The following is a 21191-nucleotide window of genomic DNA, read 5'->3' on the forward strand; positions in this document are numbered from 1 at the left end:
TCTAAGTCCGGAGGCCGGACAGGCTGGCGGCCGCATGACGGGCGCTGCCCGAGAGGCCGATGGTCGAATCCGGCACGAGGGCGATGGGGGTCTTCTCCAGCAGCTGCCGCATGCGCCCCTTGTCCAGGAACGAATCGACGAATCCCTTGGGCCCCAGCTGCGCGGAGAGGTTGACGGCGATCTTCCCCATCACGAACACCCCGCCGACGGCCAGCGACTTGAGGACCAAGTTGCCGGCCTCGGCCCCGTAGAGGCTGATGAACAGCTTGAGCGCGCGCGCCGCCGCCGTGCTCTCCCCGCTGATGCCGAGCTTGGTAATGGTGGCGTTGCGGTCGGCGGAGGAAGCGATGGCCGCCTCCACCACCTCGTCCTCCGGGATGGCCTTTGCCTCGCGGAAGAAGTCGTACACATTGCCGATGCCCGGACCGGACAGGATGCGCTCGTAGCTCACGCGTCGCTTCACCCGCTTGATGAGGTAGCGGAGAAGATCGATCTCCAGCTCGTTGCGCGGGGCAAAGTCGACGTGTCCACCCTCGGTGGCGCAGACCACGTGCTTCTGCCCATCCCACACCAGCGAAGCCTCGCCCAGACCGGTGCCCGCGGCGATCACCGCCAAGTTGGCGCCCTGGGTGCGAGGGAGCGAGCTGCCGTGGAGCAGCACCAGATCCTCGGGGCGCGCGTGAAGGGCTCCGAGCGAGAGGGCCACCAGGTCGTTGATCAGCGAAACCTTCGGAATGTCCAAGGCTTGCGCGATGATCCGCTCATCGAGGATCCACGGGACGTTGGTGGCTTCCACCCGCCCGTCGACCACGGGCCCGGCCACGCCGACGCAGGCCGCGAGCGGCTTCTCCCCTCCGGCGGCCAAGAAGGCCCGCGCGACCTCTTCGAAGCTCTTGTGTGTATGGCTGGGGTAGGTCTCCCGCCGGATCAGCTTTTCGCCGTCCGCCGAGTAGATTGCCAACCGCGCATTCGTGCCCCCAACATCCGCCGCCAGAATCACGGTCCCGATGTACTACGACACCGTGGCGCGGTCACGAGCTATGCAGGCTTAAGCGGCCGACAATCGGCAAGCTCCGGTGGGGCCCGCCGCGCTTTGTCGTTGCGCTCGGGTCGGGCTTGGTCATTTGTTCGCGTTGGCGTTCCCGTCGATGGCGGCCGTGTGGCCCGCGTAGGTCTCGGAGAAGTGGTGCCTGCCCCCGCCCTTGGCCACGAAGTAGAAAAAGCGGGTGGCGCTCGCATCCATCGCCGCCTCGATCGATTTGGCGCCGGGGTTGGAGATGGGGCCGGGCGGGAGCCCCTCGTGCTTGTACGTGTTGTACGGATTGGTTGGATCGGCCACGATATCGTGCGTGATTTTGCCGGTGTAGGCCGCGCACGCCGGCGAGCGGGTGGGGTCGACCAGGCAGCCGTAGCCGGCGGTGGGGTCGCACTGCAAAAGCTTGGGGGTGAACTTGGGATCGCGCAGCCGGTTCAGGAACACGCTGGCGATGGTGCGGCGCTCGTCGTCGACCACCGCCTCTTTTTCGATCATGGAGGCCAGAATGACGATCTGGCGCGTTCCCCAGTGGAGGGTCTGCGCAAGGTCCAAGGTACCCGAAGCGTGGCGCTCCTCGAGGGTGGCAAAGCGCCGGTCGAACTCGCTCTTCATCCGGCGCACCACGTCCTCGGGGGCGGAGTCCTGCGCGAGCTCGTAGGTGGCGGGAAAAAGGAAGCCCTCGGCCGAATCCCCCTCGATGCGAAGCTCGCCGAGAAGGCGCGGATCCCGCGTGGCCTCGAGAAAGGGGCCCTTGGAGCAGACGCGCAGGGTGTGCAGCCGCTTGGCGATGTCGAAGCGGGTCCACCCCTCGGGCACCGCGACCTTGACCCGCGTGGCGGCGCCGCGCTTTTCGACGCGGGTGAGGAGCTCGCTCGGCGAGAGATCGTCTGTGAGGAAGTGCGAGCCCTTGGCGACCTTTCCACTGGCACCGCTGGCGCGCACGAACCAGGCAAAGATGCGCGGATCCTCGATGAGGCCCGCGCCCGCGAGCTTGCCGGCCAACGCCTCGGGCGACTCGTCGCCCATGAGCACCAGGTCCACTTCGCGACCGCCGCCCGCGCCTTTTCGCGCGGGGTAGATCATCACCAGCGCCCCGAAGAGAAGCGCGGCGATGGCCACCATGATGACGGCGATCCACTTGGCGATGGCCATGCCGCCGCTGCTGCCACCACCGCCACCGCCACCTGCACCGGGCGCCCGAGGCTTGACCGACGTGCGGGAGGTGCGCTTTTTGGGGCCCGCCGGGGAGCGCGGGCGCGGCGGCTTTTTCTTCTCCGTCATGCATGCCTCGCGTCGAGCCATGCTTGCAGCACGGTGACGGCCGACGCCTCGTCGATGCGCGCGCGCGCCTTCTTGCCGTGGACCTCGCTGGCGGCGAGGGCGCGCCGCGCCTGGACTGTGCTGAGGCGCTCATCGACCAGCTCCACGTCGCGACCGGTCGCGTCGGCGATGCGCTGCGCGAGGGCGCGCGCTTTGCGGGCGGCGTCCCCTTCCCCGCCCTTCATATCGAGCGGCAAGCCGACCAGAAACCGGCCGATGCCCTCTTCTTTCGCCAGCGCGACCAGATTTCGCAAGAGGGCGGGAATATCTCGGCCATCGAGCACGCCTCGGGGGTGCGCGTAGAGGCCGAGCTCGTCGTCGATGGCCACCCCCACACGAACGGCGCCCAAATCGAGCGCGCAGGTGCGCGTGGCTTGGGCTTTCGGGGACTTGGGGCGGCGACGAGGATGAGAAGGATCCACGGGCAACGTCTACTTTCAACGCACAGCTCGGACAAGGACAGTGTAAGGTCCCCGCGCTGGATGACCCATCTTCGCGCTGTTAAGGGGATGAATGACGTGCTTCCGGACGAAATGGCCCGGTGGCACCTTATCGAGCGGCTCTTTGCCGAGGCCGCCCGCAGCTACGGCTTTCGCGAGATCCGCACCCCCATCGTGGAGCCCACCGGACTGTTCGTCCGCACCATCGGCGAGGCGACCGACGTCGTGGAAAAGGAGATGTACTCCTTTACCCATCGCGACGAGGCGCTCACCCTTCGCCCCGAGGCCACGGCAGGCGTCGCCCGCGCGTACGTGGAGCACCGCGTTCACACCTTGGAGCCGGTGACCAAGTGGTTCTGCACGGGCCCGATGTTCCGCGCGGAGAAGCCCCAGCGCGGCCGCTACCGCCAATTCTACCAGCTCGATTGCGAAATCTTCGGCGATCCGGGGCCGGGATGCGACGCGGAATTGATCGACATGCTCGTCGGTCTCTTCGACCAATTGAAAATTCCCGATGTGCGCGTCCTGGTAAACTCGATTGGCGGCGCCGAGGCGCGCGCGCGCTACCGCGACGGGCTGGTCGCGTTTCTGGAGCCTCGCCGCGAGGAGCTCAGCGCCGAGTCGCAGCGGCGCCTTCAGACCAACCCGCTCCGCATCCTCGACTCGAAGGATCCGCGCGACAAGGTCGTCGTGGCCGAAGCCCCCACCATCGAGCAATACCTGTCCGACGACGACCGCGCCCACTTCGACGGCCTCGTACGCGCGCTCACGGCGCTGGGCGTTCCCTTCACCATCGACCCCCACCTGGTTCGCGGGCTCGACTACTACACCCGCACCTTGTTCGAGATCAAAGGCGCCAGCGCCAAGCTGGGCGCCGGCGATACGCTCGTGGGCGGCGGGCGATACGACAACATGATCGAAGAGCTGGGCGGGCCCAAGGTCCCCGCCATCGGATTTGCGTCCGGCATCGAACGCCTCATCATCGCGAGCGAAGCGACCGTCCCCGGCGCCATCGTCGATGCGTACATCGCACCGCTCGGCGCGTCCGCCGTGGAGCCGGCGCTGGTCCTGGGGCGCGATTTGCGGCGCGAAGGCGTGGCGGTCGAGGTGGACAGCCGCGGCGGCTCGCTCAAGAGCCAATTGCGCCGCGCCAACGCGCTGAGCTGCGGGATCGCGCTCATTCTCGGTGACAGCGAGGTCGAATCGGGCACCGTGCAGGTCAAGGATCTCGCGGCCCATACGCAAGACTCCATCGCGCGCGCCGAGGTGGTTCGCTTCGTGAGCGATCGTTTGAAGGCGAGGAGCCGGTGATCGCTGCCCGCGCGTGCTCGAGCGCCCTCGGATTGGTTCTCGCGTTGCTCTCGCTGCCCGTGGCGGCGCAATCCCGGGGTGGCAACCCGTCGGTTCCGCCCTCGGGAAAGCCCTCGCCCTCGTCCGCCCCCGATGGCGACACGCCGGGGAGCGATCCCGCGGGGGACGACAAATCGGGAAAGGCGAACGACGACGATGCCAAGGCCCCGAAGGTCCGCACCCCGCCGCGCGGTGAGCCCCAGGTCGCGACCCCCGCCGATCCGCTCGAGATCAACCCCGAGATCAAGGAGCGCATCGGCTCCGACTCGGACCGCGATCCCCCGGCGGCCACCGGGGAGGTGCAGCGCAAGTTCTTTCCTTATTACGAAGAGCGAAAAGGCGATTTGCGCATCCGCCTGGTGCCGCCGCTCTACCTCGAGCACACCCGCGGCCTGCCCGATCTCTCCAAGCCAGGCCAACCCGGGGCCTCGGGCGCGGAGGACCGCGAGTCGCTCATCGGCCTGCTCTACTACCAGCGCCGCTCGCCGCGCATCGACGCCGACGTGCTCTTTCCGCTCGTGTGGCGCGTTCGCGAGCGGCAAAACAACGTGTTCGTCCTCGGTCCCCTCGCCCACCGCGAGGCCCCCGGAGAGCACGACAACTGGCTGGCGCCGCTCTTCTTCCAAGGCTCGCGCCCCAAGGCAGGCTACTTCCACGCGCCGCTGCTCTTGACCACGTCGCACTACAACGAAGATGGCGCCTTTACCCTGGTGGGCCCCTTCTTCCGCGACCGAACGAAGACCGACGTGGACATGGGCCTCGTGCCCTTCTTCTTCCACGGGGACAATGGATCCATCGACGGGATGCGCAAGACGTATACGTTGATCCCGCCGCTGCTCTTCTACAATCGCTACCGCGAGGTGGAGCAGAGCCATTTTACGGTGGCCGGCCCGCTGATCCTGCAATCCGATCCCAAGCGCAGCGTCTTCGACATCGCGCCGCTGTTCTTTCATATTCAAGGAAGGCCGGAGTCGGGCGGCATCCGCGAGCACCACACCACGTTGCTCCCGCTCTTCCACTACGGCCGAAGCGAGACGGAGTCGCTGTTCGTCGTCCCTGGCTACCTGCGCCGGGTGACCCTCACGGCCGACACCATGCTCACGCCGTTCTACAGCGTGGCCACCACCCGCAACAACGCCACGCGCTTCCAGGCGGCGGGCCCCGTCCTCCCGCTCTTCTTCGATTACCGCGACCGCGATATCGGACTTCACGCGTGGGCCATGGCCCCGTTCTACTACCAATCCGACAGCCCGCGCGGTCACGACTTCCTGACGCCGCTCTTTGGAAAATTCGAGACCTACGGGCAATCGCGCACGTGGTGGGCATTCCCCACCCTGACCGTCTCGACCGACCAGCACGGCTGGGAAGCGGATCTTCACCCCATCCTCTATTTCGGCCGCAACGATCGCTCCACGCACTCGGTGGTGGCGCCCTTCTTCTGGGATTTCGCGAGCCCCAAGGGCCGCACCACCGTCGGCTTCCCGCTCTATTGGCGCTTCGCCGACACCTCGGACGACTCCGTGGTTCAGGTGGCCGCCAATACGCTTTACATGCAAAAGAAAGCGGTGGGCGGAACCGATTGGCAATTCCATTTGCTGCCGCTCTTCTCCTACGGCGAAGATCCGACGGGCTATTTCTGGAACATTCTGTTCGGCCTCGCCGGATATCAACGTTCCGGCAGCTACGCGCGGGTGCGGGCGTTCTGGATTCCCATTCAAGTGGCCGGTCCATCGCCTTCATCTCCCAATCAGACGGCGCGCGTGAACTTCTAAGACACTTCCCGCGTCGATCGTTCGTGGCTATGTCCCAGCACTTGGGACCGCCGGGGTGTGGCGTGCGTCCGACATCGCGCGCGACGCTCCTGCGGTACCCATGTGGAGGGTACATGCGCATGCGAACGATCGTCTTTGCCGTCATTCCATTCGTCGTCTCGGCCATCGGCTGCGGTAGTACGGATACGCCGTCGCCCGGCCCCGCAGGTGGCCGCGAGAACGATCCGATCACGGAGGATCAGAAATCCAAGCCACCCTCGGAACCAGGCGACCAATCGGGCAGCGATCCGGCGGAGCTCGCGGCGGCGGCGGCGCCCAATGGCTATTACGTCGATCCCAACTCCAATCCGGCCACGTGGGTGCGCGATCACGGCAGCGATTCGCGCGCCGCGACGATCCGCTCGAACATCGCCAGCAAACCCGGCGCGCGCTGGTTCGGAAATTGGAACGGGAATATTTCGACCGACGTATCGAGCTTCGTCGGCGCGGCGGCCACGGCGAACAAGTGGCCCATCCTGGTCGCGTACAACATCCCCGGACGCGACTGCAACGGTGCGTCCAGCGGCGGCGCCGGCAGCCCGGCCGCGTACCGCACGTGGATCTCGGCCTTTGCAGCGGCCATCGGCAGCCGCCCGGCCATCGTGGTGATCGAGCCCGATGCGGTCGCGCAGCTCGATTGCATGCCGAACGCCGGTGAAAAGCAGACCCGCCTCGAGCTGCTCCGCTACGCCACCGAACAGCTCCGCGACAAGGCGAAGAACGCGCGCGCGTACCTCGACGGCGGCAATGCCAAATGGATCGCGGCGCCCGAAATGGCCACACGCCTCGATTCGGCGGGCGTGCGCAATGTGCGCGGATTTGCCGTCAACGTCTCGAATTTCTATACGACCGACGAATCGCTCTCGTACGCATCGAACGTCAATACGTCGCTCTCCAGCAAATTCGCCTACACGAAGAAGTTCGTGATCGACACCAGCCGAAACGGCAAAGGCTCCAAGAACGGCGAGTGGTGCAACCCCGCGGAGCGCAAGCTGGGCACGGCGACGCAGGCAGGTGGTGGTGGCGCCGGCAGCAACGCCGATGCGCTCTTGTGGGTCAAGGTCCCGGGCGACTCCGATGGTCCCTGCGGCACCGCGCCAAGCACCCCGGCGGGCACGTTCAGCCCTGAGCTGGCGGTTCGTTTGATCAACGGGACATGAACGAGCGCGTGCACCGCGCGGCGGGGAGCGTAGACTCGCCCGCACCATGACCGATCTCGAACGCTACCTGGCCGAGGAAGTCGCCATCGATCACGCCGATGGGTTCATCACCCGGCGCGAGGCGTTGCATCGCCTCGCGCTGATGGGGTGGACCGCAGGCTCCGCATCGTCGCTGCTCGCCGCGTGCGCGAGCGAAGGCAAAACCGCGCCCGCGCCCGCGCCTCCTCCCGGCGCGAGTGCCGCGGACGCGGCCGCGGCGGCGTCGGCCGTCACCTTTGCTGGCCCCGAGGGCCGCACATTGCAAGGGGGTTGGGCCGGCGCCGAAAAGCCGCGCGGCGCCGTTTTGGTGATTCACGAGAACAAGGGGCTCCTCGAGCACTTCCGCGTGCTGGCGGGCCGCTTTGCCCGAGCGGGCTACTCGGCGCTCGCCATCGATTTGCTCTCGGAAGAAGGCGGCACCGCCGCCTTGGGCGATCCCGCCAATGCCACGGCGGCGCTCAGCAAGGTCGCGCCCGAGCGCTTCGTGGCCGATATGAAGGCCGGCCTCGACGAGCTCGCGCGCCGCGCGCCCGGGGTCAAGCTGGGCGCCATTGGCTTTTGCTTCGGCGGGGGCATGACCTGGCGGCTCATCGCCTCGAAGGACCCGAGGCTGGCCGCCGCCGCGCCCTTTTACGGCCCGCTGCCCGACGGGGCGGACTTCACGGGCTCGCGGGCCGCCGTGCTGGGCGTGTACGCGGAGGCGGATGCGCGGGTGAACGCGTCGCGCGAGACGGCCAAGGCGGCCCTGGAGAAGGCCGGCCTGGTCCATGAAATCGTCACCTATGCCGGCGCCGATCACGCGTTCTTCAACGACACGGGCCCGCGCTACCAGGCGGAGGCGGCCGCCCAGGCGTGGACCAAGGTCCTCGCCTGGTTTGGCCACTATTTGGGTTAGCGACGCGGATCGCGGCGCTGCGACGGCGCCGCGATCCGCGAACGCATTTACTGCCGGTAGCCGACCTTGAAGATGCGGCCGCCGTCGTCGTCGGAGTAGTAGACGGCGCCGTCGGCGCCCTGGCGGACGTCCACCGGGCGCGGTGCGCCGGCTTGACCTTGACCGAGGCCGCCCGAGGCGTTCTTTTCGCCCACGATGGGGGTGACGGCCACGATTTCGCCGTTCTGGTACGTCGCACGTGCCAGGAGCTTGCCGGTGGCCGGCGACCGGTTCCACGAGCCATGGATGGCGATGATGAAGTCGTTGGTGTACGGCAGCGAGCTGCCCGTGTACTGAGCGAGGCCGAGCGGCGCCCAGTGCGCTTGCATCACGAACTTGGGGCGGCGCACGTTGTTCGTGTCGCGGCACCAGGTGTCGGTCTTGCGAATCGACGTCGCGAGCGTCTGATCCGCCCACTGCGTGCCCGCGCCACCGCCGCCGTTGATTTTGTACTCGCTGTAGCAGAATGGATATCCGTAAAACCGATTTCCGCCGTCCTCGAGCAGGTTGATCTCCTCGCCCGGATTGTCGTTGTGGATATCACCCGTATCCGGATCGGTGAGGTTGTCGCGCCCGTTCTCGACGCCCCAGAGGCGATCCTGCGCGTCGACGAAGAGGCCATTTTCATTGCGCAGGCCTTTGGCGACCACCTCGCCGCTCGTATAGTTGATCCCGCCCGACGGGATGGTCGACGGGATGGCGAACCGCCGCACCTGCGCGCGCGTATCCCAGAGCTGCTGCGTGGTATCCACATTGCCGGAGGAGCCCACGTTGACATAGAGGCGGCCGCGCGAGTCGAAGACGAGGGTGCGCGCGGAGTGGCCGCCGGAGGGAATGCCCCTTACGACGACCTGCGCGGGACCCGTGGCCGTGCGTGATCCCGTGTAGGCCCAACGATAAATGGTGGTCGCGCTCGAGGCATACAGGAACTTGAAATCGGGCGAAAACGCCAGGCCATGATTGAGCCCCGAGGCCGTCGCGAACGTGCCCTGCTCGTTGCTGTCGCTGGTGCCGTTCTTGTTGTCGTCCCAAAGAACGGTGACTTTGCCGTTGCTGACGAACAAATCCCCGTTGGGCGCAAATGCGATTTGCCTCGCTGCGCCCAGTCCACTCGCGTAGACATAGACACACAATTTGGGATCGGCGACCCATGCTGTGGTGTACGGCGTCGTGCCCGTACAATTGCCGGCTGCCAGTTCATTGCCTTGGATGTCTTCGTCACCCCCGGGATCGGTGCCGGAGTCCGACGACGTGCTGCTGCATCCTAGAAGCGCCAACAATCCGCTCGCGGACAAAACAAGCCATCTCATTGGGGTTCTCCCTTTGCTTGGATATGCTGCTTTGCGTAAGAGCGACTCGATCAGCTGCCGCCCTGCGCGGGTGAGCTTCGGTTACGGCTCGTGCAAACGCCGGGATACTCCTCAGCACACGATTCCCATCTTTGCAATCGCGGTAACGCGCGGTATCCAAAAAGCTAGGTCAATGTCCGATGAATTTCGGATTGACGAGCACCTGCACGCACCGTGTCCACCTTATGACGAACCACACGTCCGTGCGGATGGTGGTCGCGCTCGCCCATTTCAGAAGAGCGCGCCGCACCGAATCGCATTCGCAGAGCACGTCACGGTGCGCGCGCGGCGCGCGCGGTCCGGCTCACGCCATGTGCGATCGCGCAAAGACGCGGTCGATCGCGACCAGCGCGGCCTCGATCGATTCGGAGGTCGTGCCCTCGCCGAGCGAGAAGCGCACCGAGCGGCGCGCGCGCGCTTCGTCGTGCATGGCGGTGATCACCGGCGAGGGCTCGATGGTGCCCGCGCTGCACGCGCTGCCGCTGGAGATGCTCACCCCCTCCAGATCGAGCGCGGCCACCAGCTCGGGGCCGCTCCACGCGGAGAAGGCGACGTTGGTCACGTGCGGTGCGCGCAGACGCACATCGCCGTTGATCGCCAGGCGCGGGTCGATCCGCAAGAGGCCCGCCTCCAAGCGATCGCGCAGCTCCGCCACGTGCGCGTAGCGCTCCTGGCCCGAGCGCGCATGCCGCGCGGCCACGGCAAACCCCGCCGCCGCCACCGGATCGAGGGTGCCCGGGCGGATGCCGCGCTCTTGGGCGCCGCCGCGCAGCACCGGCTCGAGGAGCACATCGGCGCGGGTCACCAGCGCGCCGATGCCCTTGGGGCCCCGCATCTTGTGCGCCGCCATGCTTCGCGTGACCCGAACGCCATCACCGCCTGCAACCTGGCATGAAACCTGGCCGGGGCTGATCCCGCCCACATCGATGCGGCCAAACGCCTGCACGGCATCCACGTGCACCCACACGCCACGGGTCGAGGCGAGCGCGATGGCCTCCGCCGTCGGCTGAACGACGCCCGTCTCGTGATTCACGGCTTGCAGCGCCAAAAGGCGCACGTCCGGCTCGGTAGCGAGCGCGCGCTCCAGATCGTCCACGTCGATGGCGCCCGAAGGTTGCACGCGCAACCATCGAACGCGCGCCTTGCCCTCCGCCTCGAGGGCCTCGGCCACGCGCGTGATCGACGGGTGCTCGATGCGGCTGGTGACGAGGGTCCCCGCGGTGCGCGCGAAGGCCGAGCGCAGCGCCAAGTTGTTCGCCTCGGTGCCGCCCGAGGTGAGCACGATGTCCCGCGGATCGACCCCCGCGAGCTCCGCCACGGCCGCGCGCGCGCCCTCCACGTGCGACCGGGCGCCGCGGCCCTCGAGGTGGATGCTCGACGGGTTGGCCCACGCGGTGCGAAGGACCGCGTGCATGGCGTCGATCACCTCGTCGAGCGGCGGCGTGGTGGCGTTCCAATCGAGGTAGACGCGCGCGGTCACGATCCGATCCGGGCGTCGGCGACCACGGTGGGCGCGTGGCGGGCCACCGAGAGGACGAAGGCGGCACCCGGAAAGACCGTGTGCCCCAGCTGTGCCCCCGGTTGCACCCGCACGTCGCCGCCGAGACCGCGCGCGACCCGGCGCACGATGGCGAGGCCGACCCCCACCCCGCCGTGGGCGCGCGTGGGCGAGCCATCGACCTGGAAGAACGGCTCGAAGATGCGCTCCACGCGGTCCTGCGGAACACCGGGGCCCGTGTCGGCGATCAGCACCTCGCAGGTCGACTCGGTCTCCCACACGGCGATGCCGATGCTCCCTTCCTCGGGGCAATACTTCACGGCGTTGTCGAGGAGCTGCAGGATGGCGCGGTGAAGCCGGTCGGAGTCGCCGTAGGCGGGGATGGGCCCGTGCGGGAGCTCCTCCACCAAGGTGATGTGCCGCTCGGCGATGGCGTCGGCGTGCTGCGCGATGGCGCGGCGCACGGTGTCCAAGAAGTCGTAGTCGCGGTTGAAGAACCGCATTTTACCGGTCTCGAGGCCGGTCACGTCGACCAGGTTGTCGAGGCTCGCGCGGAGCCTTCGCACGCAGTCATCCATGGCGCGGAGGGCTTTTTTCTGCGGGGTTTGCACCTCCCCCAGCTCACCGTCGATGAGCATGCGCAGGTAGCCCACGATGGGGGTGAGCGGCGTGGCCAGCTCGTGCGACACATTCCGATAGAAGGCCGTGCGCAGGCGATCCATGTCGCGCAGGCGCTCGTTGGCGGCCGAAAGCTCGGCCACCTTCGTCTCGAGGTGCGCCACGATGCGGCCGCTCTGCATGCGCAAGCGCTCCCCCGTGTCGGTGCCGGCGGTGTTCTCCCGGCGGCCCTCCAGGTAGTCGCGGATTTGACGGGCGAAGCTGCGCGCGTCGATGGGCTTCTGCAAAAATCCGTCGCACCCGACGGCGAAGCTGGTCTCGCGCTCGCCTTCCGCGGTGATGGCCACGATGGGCACCCCGCGCAAACCCGCTTCGTTGCGCAGGCGCAGGGTGACTTCGTATCCGTCCAGACCGGGAATGTTGATGTCCACGAGAACCAGGTCCGGGCGCTGCGCCAAGGCCAGGCGAACGCCTTCGAGGCCGTCGGGCGCGTCGATGACCTCCAGGCCATCGGCGGTCAGGAGCTTGCGAACCAGCAGCCGGTTTCGCGGATCGTCTTCGATATGGAGGACGCGCGGCATAAGTCTTTACTTCCAGTGTAGCCCGACTACGTTTTCGCCGCGCATGAAGCCGTCTGAGCTCACCAAACCAGGTCGTTGTCGTTCCATGCTATCCGTTTTTTCCGCCTTTTCTCGGTCTCACACTCACGCCCGGCGAAGCTCGATGGTTTGGCGGGTGGTTCCCATCTTGGTTCTACCGGTTCTGCCGGCGTGCTCCAAGCTGACCGAGCCTCCCAGCCCAGAACCGATCTCGACGGATACCACGGTGACCGCGGCTTCCGCAGCCAAAGGTGCCGCCCAGCCGCAACGCGAGGCCGCGCCTCAGCCCTCCGCGGCACCGCTACCCGCCGCCGCACCGCCGGCCGTCCCCAACGGAAAGCTCGAGATCAAGGATCTCGCCGCGGGCAATGGCAAGGAGGCCAAATCCGGCGATCGGGTGAGCGTGCACTACACGGGCACCCTCACCGACGGGAAAAAGTTCGACAGCTCGCGCGATCGCGGCCAGCCGTTCGACTTCCAGCTGGGCGCGGGGATGGTCATCAAGGGCTGGGACCAGGGCGTGGCGGGCATGAAGGTGGGCGGAAAGCGCAAGCTCACCATCCCCTACGAGCTGGCCTACGGTGAGCGGGGAATGCCGCCGGCTATCCCACCGCGCGCCACATTGGTGTTCGAGGTCGAGCTCCTCGCCATCAAATAGCGGCCCTCTTCCGGGCCTGCACGACGCGCCGGTACAAGCGTGAACGCGCTTCAGCCGCTATGTTTTTCATGTGAGCTCGACGGCAGCGCGCAAAACCATCCTGGTGGTCGAAGATGACACCTCGGTGCGCACACTTCTAGCTCGCGCGCTTGGGATTCAATACACGGTGGTGGTCGCGCAAGATGGGCTCGAGGCGATGGACCTTTTGAGGCGCTCCCCCGCCGCGCCGGATCTCATCATCACCGACGTGATGATGCCGAAAATGAACGGATATGCCTTGAGCCGCCTGCTCAAAGCCGATAGACGCTGGGACACCGTTCCCATCGTGTTCCTCACCGCGCGCGCTTCGGCCAAAGACGTTGCACAAGGGCTCGGAGCGGGCGCGCGGCACTACATTTCCAAGCCGTTCAGCGTCCGCGACATCCTCGACAAAGTGGGTCGCATCCTCACAGCATGAAGATCCCGCTCCCCGTTCTGCCCGCGCTGGGGCTCTCGGCCCTCTCGGGATTCCTCTATTTTCTAGCCTTCGCAGGCATGGACATCTGGCCGCTGGCCTTCGTCGCCTTCGTGCCGCTCTGGATCGCCCTGCGCGGTCAGCGTCCGCGTTTTGCCACCTGGCTCGGCCTCTGCACCGGCACGACGATGAACGTGTTCGGCTTCTACTGGCTCCTGAACATGCTCAAGACGTTCAGCGGCTTCCCCACGCCGCTGTGCATGCTCTTCGTGCTGATCATCTGCTCGTACCAGGGCGGCCGCTTGGCCTTCATGGGTTGGCTCTACGCGCGCGCCGCGCTGCGCGGCTGGCCGGCGGCGCTGGTGTTCGTCGGTGCTTTCGCGGTGAGCGAGCTCCTCTTCCCGCTGCTCTTCCCCTGGTATTACGCGGCCACCGTGCACGGTCAGCCGGCGCTCACGCAAATCGCGGATCTGGGCGGGCCGATCCTGATCGGGGTGGTGCTGGTGCTGGTGAACCTGGCGATCGCGGAGCCGCTGCTGGCGCGCATCGAGAAGCGGCCGTGGGACAAGCGGCTGGTGCAGCTCGGCGGCGGGGCGCTGCTGGTGACGCTCGTCTATGGCTACGTGCGCATCCGCATGGTCGACGCCAAGGCGGCGGAGAGCGAGCGGCTCAACGTGGGGCTCGTGCAGGCGAACATGGGGCTGATGCAAAAGCGCGAGGACCCGGGTGAGGGTCTGCGCCGGCATCTGAAGCTCTCGCGCGAGCTCCGGGAACATGGCGCGGATCTGTTGGTGTGGAGCGAGTCGTCGGTCACGGCACCGGTGCTCGAGCATCGCGCGGACAAGGTCATGTACGAGCGGGTCGGCTCGCAGCTGGGGTTGCCGGCGATTTTTGGCGCGGTCCTCTACCGCTTCGATTCGGACCGCGACCGCTGGTTCAACACGGCGCTCTCCACGGACACGCAAGGCCACGTGACCGCCCGCTACGACAAAGAGTTTTTGCTGGCCTTCGGCGAGTACCTGCCGTTCGGCGACACCTTTCCGATTCTGTACCAATGGTCGCCGAACAGCGGGAAGTTCACCCCGGGGACGAAGCTCGATCCACTGCTGATTCGCACCCAAAGCGGCGAGCACAAGGTCACGGCGCTCATCTGCTACGAGGACATTCTGCCGGGCTTCACCAACCGCGCCGTAGGCCACGCCGATCCGGAGCTCTTGGTGAACATCACCAACGACGCATGGTTCGGGGACACGAGCGAGCCCTGGGAGCACTTGGGGCTCGCGCAGTTCCGGGCCATCGAGCACCACCGTTACCTGGTCCGGAGCACCAACAGCGGGGTGAGCGCGGTGGTCGATCCGGTAGGCCGCGTGATCGCCCACTCCGGAACCTTCCGGGCGGAGACGGTTCAAGCGAGCGTGCGCTGGATGCGCGGGCTCACCGTGTACGAAGTCGTGGGGGATATCCCCTGGTACCTTTTGAGCTTGGCCATGGCGTACGCGGCATTTCGGAAGCGGCCGGTGCGTTCCACGGACTCGGCGAATTTGCAGTCAAGGTGACAGCCCGGTCGGGTCCGACTAGTCTTCGGTGACCGGACCTGAATGACGGCGCCCTTCGCGTCGTCCAAAGAGGTAACCCCATGTCGCGAACTTATCGATGGAAGCTGGCTCTCGGCGCGGTCCTTCTCGGCGGCGTCGCTGTTTTTTCGACCCAGGGCTGTACGGTCACCACCAGCAACGACCCGTTCGACGGCGGGGGCGGGGGCAGAAGGGATAGCGGCGGCGGGGGCGACAATTCCACGGCGTGTGATCGGTGCCTGGCACCGAAGTGCGCGAGCCAGTGGGCTTCATGCCAGCGAAACACGGACTGCCTGAAGATCTACTACTGCGCGATCAACTGCTCCACCGGCAGCAGCTCGTGCGTCGATAACTGCTTCAATAGCTACCCCAACGGGAACGCGGATTACTTCGCGCTCGCCTCCTGCAACGTGTACTACGGCTGCAACGGCGGCACATGCACATCGCAGTGCTCAACGCAGCTGGCATGCGTACCGAACTTCGACGCCGGCCCTGGACCGCAGACCTGCCAGCAGTGCACGGACCAGAAGTGCGCAACCGAGAAGAATCGCTGCGCGGCGGGTTCCGAGTGCGAAAAGTACGGCCTCTGCACGGCCACCTGCACGGATCCGGACATCAACAAAGCGTTGCAGTGCGTCGACGATTGCGGAGCAGCACGCCCGGGTGGCAAGGCCGACTCCGATGCGCTCGCAAATTGCACGAAGAACAGCTGCGGAAACGAGTGCAAGTAAGTCGTAGAGACGGAGACCGGCGGCATCGTGTCGCCGGCCTTCGTGCTTTTGCGCAGGTCGATTGAGCCCTGTCGGTGTGACCATTACGGGCGCGGTAAGGTCATGATCGCGAGGGAGATGCCCGGTTTGCCCATTGTTCCGTCCTCCCCCTTTTGCGCCTGATCCACGTTTGGAACGGCAGCCGTTCCCGTGCCCGCACCTCCGGGTCGACCTCCCGTTGAAGCAACGGTGATCCTTGGGTGTGCGGGCGCATTGCCTGGCATGGGGGCATCGTCGAGTGTCGGCGTTCCTCCGGTCCAGAGAATGCCGACCGAGAGACCACCTGCTCCGCCGCCTCCACCTCCCCCAGAGCCGCCTGCGCCGCCCGCCGCGGCTTGGCAATAGCCTGGCCCCTGCCAAGGACCAGCGGCGCCACCGGCTTGACCCATTTGTCCCTGGGCCCCCTTCGCGCCACTGCCTGCTTCTCGAGCCAGAAACCAACTCGCGCGGATGGCCACGTCGGAATCGACGATGGCCAGGGCGAGGCTCGCCCCTCCCCCGTCCCCTCCGGCGCCTCCCGCTCCACCGCAACCGCCCGCTCCACCGCTTGCCCCCCTTAAATTCGGGAGTGGAGGAGGGCCGCCACCTCCTTGAGCACCACCACCTCCGCCGCCGCCCTGACCAAGGCCGCCGGGGCTGCCCGCGAGGCCACCTTCCGGCTTCCACCCACTTGCCGCAAGCACGCCATAGCGTGAAGCGCCCGCACCACCCGATCCCCCCGGGCCATTGGAGCCAGGAACCCCAGCGCCAACCGCGCCGCCGCCGCAATAACCCCCTCCGGCACCCGTCGACGATTCGGGCCGACGAGGAGTGACGAGCGGTCTTCCACCCGCGGCTTCCATGGTGGGTGCCCCCGGCCCACCGCCTCGGCCACCGACGCTTTCACGACACCACGGGTTTTCTCGTTCCGGTCCCGGAGCTCCACTGGTTGCACCGTTACCAGGCGGCGCTGGCTCGCCATAGGCAAGCGGCCCTTGCTTTGCTTCCTCGGCGCTCTTCGCAACGCCGGCATTGAACCTGGCGCGGCGCACCGTGACCTTGCTGTTCGCGATGAGTCCCGCGATGCTCGAGCCACCGGGCGCAGAGGCGTCGGCCGCCGTCACCTCGAGATCGGCCAGTTCGACATCTTTCGCATCGGCGACGGTGAGCGCAATACTTCCCGGCGCACCGAACAACTTCGCAGGTTTTCCGGTGTACGCCCACGATGTGCAATCAAAGCCGCCGTAGATGCTCACACCGATGCGCAGGGCCGGCTCCACGTAAGCGCCTTCACAAACATACATGCGCGTGCGCCCGCTCATTTTCGTGAGGGCTTTGGCGATCGTTCGAACGGGGCCGGCCTTCGTGCCGGCATTGGCGTCGTCGCCGTTCGAGGAGACGAAGATGGCGATCGCCTCGTTGAGGCACGCCGGAGTGTCTTTGGGCTCGTCGTCGACGGAGCACCCGTACACGATGATCGGTCCGGGCCCCTTAGGCCGTTCGCCTCCGTCTGGGGAGTCGCTCCCGCAGCTCGCGGTTGCCCCGAGCATGAGCGCGAGAAACGTGGGCGTTCCGGCTTGCAGAAATAGGCTCCGGCTCGGCCGATGGCTTCGAGAATGATTCGTTCTTCGCATGCACTCCTTATCGTCCGGCGATGACCGATAGTTGCGTGAAATAAATACCGCGACCGCAAAGATAATTACGACACAAAACCCGTCAGCACCGCGTTACGCAGCTGAGCTTTTTAAACGATGTTGATTAACCATCGTCGTCATTATTCACGATAAAGCATTGCTCCTCGAACCAATTCGTCATTGAATAATCAACTTATTCCCAATGGCGCAAACACATCGATGGAAGCCGGTTTTGAGCGCGGTCCTTTTTGGGAGCGCCTCCGTTCTTGCAACGACACAAGGGTGCACCGTCATCCACAGCACCGAGCCCTCGATGGATGGCGGCGGCGATGTCGGCAATCGAGACAGCGGGAACAACGAGCCGCGCGACGCTGCCAGCGACGGTGACAGCGGGAACAGCGACGCCGGAGTCGATGACGCGACGCCTTGCGAGCGCTGCCTCTATCCGAAGTGCGCGAGCCAGTGGGCCCGCTGTTCGCAAAACGCGGAATGCCTCCGAATTTACTACTGCGCGATCGCTTGTTCGACGAGCGAGTGCGTCAATGATTGCTTCTACAGCCACCCCGCAGGCCAACGCGCCTACTTCGCGCTCGCCAAATGTGACGACTATTTCGGCTGCAACTCCGGTCCGTGCGCCCCCGAGTGCCGCACCCAGCTCGCGTGTGCTCCCAACTCCGATGCGGGCAGCACCCCCCAAACATGTGCACAATGCACGAATCAAAGGTGCGCGACGGAGAAGGCGCGATGCGGTTCGGGAACGGAGTGCGAAAAGTACGGACTGTGCACGTCGACTTGCGTCGATCCGGACATCGAAAAGGCGTTGCAATGCGTCGACGACTGCGGAAGGGCCCGCCCTTCGGGCAAGAGCGACTCCGATGCGCTGGCGGCTTGTACGAGGAACGAGTGCGCGAATGAATGCCAATGACGAAGGCGCTTCTACCTGATTGACCCACGGGAGAGCGTGGCCATGTTCGTTGGCGAGGTCGAGAAAACCGGACCACGCGGGTTCGGCCGCGAACCATTCTTTCCAGGAGCGGCGCAGCGCGTTTTGCGAACCATTCTTTCCAGGAGCGGCGCAGCGCGTTTTGCATGGCTAGGTTCAAATTGTGGCCGGAGGAGGGGCAAGGTCCTATTCGTTGGCCTGGTCGAGAAAACCGGACCACGCGGGTTCGGCGGCGAACCATCCTTTCCAGGAGCGGCGCAGCGCGTTTTGCATGGCCAGGTTCAAGTTGTGTCCGGAGGAGGCGTCGCCTCCGACGAAGACGGTGAGCTTTGCGCGTTCTAGAATGGGCCGGGCGCGGGCGGCGTTGGCGAAGCAGTGGGCGGTGCCGCAAACGAGGATGATGGTGCGCGCACCGTGGTTGGCCAGACTGCGGGCGAAGTCGGCGGAGGTGGTGGAGGCGTAGGCGCCTTCGGCGAGGATGATGGGGTGAAAGTCGGAGGCGTGTCGGAGTAAGAGGGGGGCTGCGGCGGTGGCGCCTTGGGAGAATCCGGCGTAGGCGACGGGGCCCTCGGCGATGTACGCGCCAAAGCGGCGACGCACGTGGTCGAGGGCCGATAAGGCGATGCGTTCGATTTGCTGCCAGCTGCTCCAGGCATAGCTGTTCGAGCCGAGGGGCGTGCCGCGCGGGCAGACGATGAAGGGGTATGCGTTCGTTCCCAATCGCCAGCCGCCGCACGCCCACTCGGGGCGATCGCCCGCGCCATGCACCGCGAGCATCAGCGGGCGCGGCTCGGTGGCGCCGAGAGGCACCGTGACCACGGCGAAGTCGCCATTTCCGAGGTCCAACGGCTCGATCCATGCCGCGTCGCCCAATGGCGCGAGGCGCGCAGGCGATGCGTCCCGCACCGATGCGGAATTCGGCGGCGCAGCGTTCGGCGGCGCATCGGCCCGCGCAGCGTTCGGCGGCGCATCGGCCCGCGCAGCGTTCGGCGGCGCATCGGCCCGCGCAGCGTTCGGCGGCGACGCATCATTTGCGTTCTTTGCGTGCTGCTCCAGCCACGCAAACGCGTCGTTCATCACCTTTTCGCCGTCGAGGAGCTGCCCGTGATGCGCCTTTGGTATTTCGATGAACGTGGCGGGTACGCCGGCGCGCTTCAACGCATCGGCGCTCTCTTTCATCACGGCGCGGTTGTCGAAGGTGCCCGCCATCATCACGGCGCCATCGAGGTGCGCGAGCGCACGTGCGTCCACCGCGCGCGGCGAGCCGATGAGAACGATGCGCCGGTACTTGGCCGGGTACTTCGCGGCAAGGCCCGCAGCCACCAACGCTCCCTGCGAGTAGCCGATGGCGACGACGGGGGCGTCGGGAGCACGATCGCCTGCGGCGCGGAATGCGGCGTCGATGCGCGCGTCGGTTCGCTCGGGACCACCGGTCCAACTGCGGTAACCACCGCCGCAGGCGTGCTCTCCTTGAAGCGCCATCAACGGCCCGCGCTCGCTGGCCGTAAATTGAAACGCCTGAATGTAACCAAGACCATGCGTGCACGCGCCATGAAGGAAGACCATGCGCGCAGGCGATCGCACCGCACGACGAGCCGGCACATAGAACGCTTCGAGATCACCCGGAACCGGCACCGTTCGGGCGGCAATCGGAGGCTCGGGCCCGGCACTCCGAGGCTCGGGCGAGGCAATGGAAAGCGCGCGTGCCCCCACGATCTCCGTCGCCGCGATCGTCGCCGCGCCATCCTCCACGCCGGATTGCGGACGAGTGAGCGGCGCCCCTTCACCATCGCGGCAGCCGCCCGCCCCAACGCTGGCCACTCCGACCTCGAGCGCCATCGCAAGCACATACCAAGAGGTGCCCATGGCCCGGCAAGCACGCATCGTCCATACCGAACGCCGCCGACGCCGCTACCCTTCCCCACGCCATCACGCCTGGGGCGTATCGTTCATCTTTCCGCCAACGCCGCGCGCGAATCGCATAGCGCGCCCCGAAGCCGTCGAACGTGAGCGACGCGATACCGTCATCGCCACCTCGACGCGAATGGAATCGTGCGCGCGGTGCGTCATCGTCACCCACGATACCGAGCACGGCCCGCAGCGCCAGCCGCCCGAAGAGCATCTGTGCCATAGTCGAAGGATTCCGACACGGAGGAGCCGAGGACGATGAGGAACCGAACGATCTGGACGTACTACAACAAGGGTTGGCACTCGGGCGACGTTCGCATTCTGGGGGCGGCCTCCCATGCGACTTGGCTCGCCTCGCTCGTGTTCGACGGGGCGCGGGCGTTCGAAGGCGTGGTGCCCGATCTCGATCGCCACTGTGCGAGGGTCAACGATAGCGCACGGGCGTTGGGCTTGGAGCCCACCCTCTCCACCGAGGCCATCGTGGAGCTCACCCGCGAAGGGTTGAAGAAGTTTGCGCCCGACACCGCGGTGTACGTGCGGCCGATGTATTGGGCCGAGGAAGGCGAAGCGGGGGTGATCCTGCCGATGGCGTCGTCGACCGACTTCGCGTTGTGCCTCGAGGAGATGCCCATGTCCCCGCCGAACGGCATCACCATCACCACCACCCGCTTCCGCCGCCCCACCATCGAGACCATGCCGGTCAACGCCAAGGCCTCCTGCCTTTACCCGAACAACGCGCGCATGCTCCGCGAGGCCAAGGCCAAGGGGTTTCACAACGCGCTCTCGTGCGACACCCTGGGCAACGTGGCCGAGCTCGCGACCGCCAATGTCTTCATGGTCCGCGGCGGCGAGGTGTTCACGCCCGTGCCCAACCGCACCTTCCTCGCCGGCATCACCCGCGAACGCGTGATCGGCCTGCTCCGCCACACCGGGATCACCGTTCACGAGACCACCTTGACGGTGGAGGACTTCCACCAGGCCGACGAAATCTTCGCCACCGGCAATGTCTCCAAGGTGTATCCCATCGTGGCCTTCGAGGACCGCAAGCTCGAATATGGCCCCATCGCCCGAAAGGCGCGCCAGCTCTATTGGGATTGGGCGCACTCGTAACGAACGA

The 21191-nt window shown here is 66.5% G+C and carries 15 protein-coding genes and 2 pseudogenes; 10 read left to right on the plus strand and 7 right to left on the minus strand.

What is annotated here, in order from left to right:
- Window position 1 precedes the first annotated feature (1 nt).
- The 3 genes from glk to ruvX form a co-directional block, all read right to left on the minus strand.
- Window positions 2-1000 carry a glucokinase gene (gene glk / locus LZC94_23435; GenBank protein WXB20158.1) on the minus strand — a complete coding sequence of 333 codons (999 nt, stop codon included), beginning with the start codon at window positions 998-1000 and terminating at the stop codon, window positions 2-4.
- A 120-nt stretch (window positions 1001-1120) separates the two neighbouring features.
- Window positions 1121-2317 carry an endolytic transglycosylase MltG gene (mltG, locus tag LZC94_23440; protein WXB20159.1) on the minus strand — a complete coding sequence of 399 codons (1197 nt, stop codon included), beginning with the start codon at window positions 2315-2317 and terminating at the stop codon, window positions 1121-1123.
- Complete coding sequence (ruvX, locus tag LZC94_23445) at window positions 2314-2778, minus strand: Holliday junction resolvase RuvX (protein ID WXB20160.1); 465 nt, start codon at window positions 2776-2778, stop codon at window positions 2314-2316. The genes mltG and ruvX overlap by 4 nt, the downstream gene beginning before the upstream one ends.
- Before the next feature lie 87 nt (window positions 2779-2865).
- Between ruvX and hisS the strand changes: the two genes are divergently transcribed.
- From hisS to LZC94_23465, 4 genes and pseudogenes are all read left to right on the plus strand, one after another.
- On the plus strand, window positions 2866-4107 hold the full coding sequence (gene hisS, locus LZC94_23450) for a histidine--tRNA ligase (protein WXB20161.1): 1242 nt from the start codon (window positions 2866-2868) through the stop codon (window positions 4105-4107).
- The gene (locus LZC94_23455) at window positions 4104-5918 is read left to right on the plus strand and encodes a hypothetical protein (protein ID WXB20162.1); all 1815 of its coding nucleotides are present in this window, start codon (window positions 4104-4106) and stop codon (window positions 5916-5918) included. The genes hisS and LZC94_23455 overlap by 4 nt, the downstream gene beginning before the upstream one ends.
- A 317-nt stretch (window positions 5919-6235) precedes the next feature.
- Window positions 6236-7117: pseudogene (locus tag LZC94_23460) on the plus strand (glycoside hydrolase family 6 protein).
- 46 nt (window positions 7118-7163) lie between these two features.
- The gene (locus LZC94_23465) at window positions 7164-8051 is read left to right on the plus strand and encodes a dienelactone hydrolase family protein (GenBank protein WXB20163.1); all 888 of its coding nucleotides are present in this window, start codon (window positions 7164-7166) and stop codon (window positions 8049-8051) included.
- 47 nt (window positions 8052-8098) lie between these two features.
- On the opposite strand, the gene LZC94_23470 is transcribed toward LZC94_23465, so the two are convergent.
- From LZC94_23470 to LZC94_23480, 3 genes are all read right to left on the minus strand, one after another.
- Entirely contained in the window at window positions 8099-9400 is a 1302-nt protein-coding gene (locus tag LZC94_23470; GenBank protein ID WXB20164.1) for a PQQ-dependent sugar dehydrogenase, read from the minus strand.
- Window positions 9401-9743: 343 nt separating this feature from the next.
- Window positions 9744-10919, minus strand: coding sequence for a cysteine desulfurase (locus LZC94_23475; GenBank protein ID WXB20165.1), 1176 nt, complete (start codon window positions 10917-10919; stop codon window positions 9744-9746).
- Complete coding sequence (locus LZC94_23480; GenBank protein WXB20166.1) at window positions 10916-12136, minus strand: hybrid sensor histidine kinase/response regulator; 1221 nt, start codon at window positions 12134-12136, stop codon at window positions 10916-10918. Before LZC94_23480 ends, LZC94_23475 begins: the two co-directional genes overlap by 4 nt.
- A gap of 364 nt (window positions 12137-12500) precedes the next feature.
- Here LZC94_23480 and LZC94_23485 point away from each other — a divergent pair, with 364 nt between their 5' ends.
- From LZC94_23485 to LZC94_23505, 5 genes and pseudogenes are all read left to right on the plus strand, one after another.
- Window positions 12501-12812: an FKBP-type peptidyl-prolyl cis-trans isomerase gene (locus LZC94_23485; GenBank protein WXB20233.1), complete on the plus strand. Its 312-nt coding sequence runs from the start codon at window positions 12501-12503 to the stop codon at window positions 12810-12812.
- Between the two features lie 70 nt (window positions 12813-12882).
- Complete coding sequence (locus LZC94_23490) at window positions 12883-13269, plus strand: response regulator (GenBank protein ID WXB20167.1); 387 nt, start codon at window positions 12883-12885, stop codon at window positions 13267-13269.
- On the plus strand, window positions 13266-14822 hold the full coding sequence (gene lnt / locus LZC94_23495) for an apolipoprotein N-acyltransferase (GenBank protein WXB20168.1): 1557 nt from the start codon (window positions 13266-13268) through the stop codon (window positions 14820-14822). Before LZC94_23490 ends, lnt begins: the two co-directional genes overlap by 4 nt.
- A gap of 80 nt (window positions 14823-14902) precedes the next feature.
- The gene (locus LZC94_23500; protein WXB20169.1) at window positions 14903-15571 is read left to right on the plus strand and encodes a hypothetical protein; all 669 of its coding nucleotides are present in this window, start codon (window positions 14903-14905) and stop codon (window positions 15569-15571) included.
- A gap of 285 nt (window positions 15572-15856) precedes the next feature.
- A pseudogene (locus LZC94_23505) lies at window positions 15857-16165 on the plus strand (hypothetical protein).
- Window positions 16166-18352: 2187 nt separating this feature from the next.
- Here LZC94_23505 and LZC94_23510 read toward each other — a convergent pair.
- A complete protein-coding gene (locus LZC94_23510; protein ID WXB20170.1) occupies window positions 18353-20032 on the minus strand; it encodes a hypothetical protein in 1680 nt (559 codons plus the stop codon).
- A 300-nt stretch (window positions 20033-20332) separates the two neighbouring features.
- Between LZC94_23510 and LZC94_23515 the strand changes: the two genes are divergently transcribed.
- Complete coding sequence (locus LZC94_23515; GenBank protein WXB20171.1) at window positions 20333-21184, plus strand: branched-chain amino acid aminotransferase; 852 nt, start codon at window positions 20333-20335, stop codon at window positions 21182-21184.
- Window positions 21185-21191: the final 7 nt, after the last annotated feature.

The sequence above is a fragment of the Sorangiineae bacterium MSr11954 genome (assembly GCA_037157815.1).
Classification (GTDB): Bacteria; Myxococcota_A; Polyangia; order Polyangiales; family Polyangiaceae; genus Pendulispora; species Pendulispora albinea.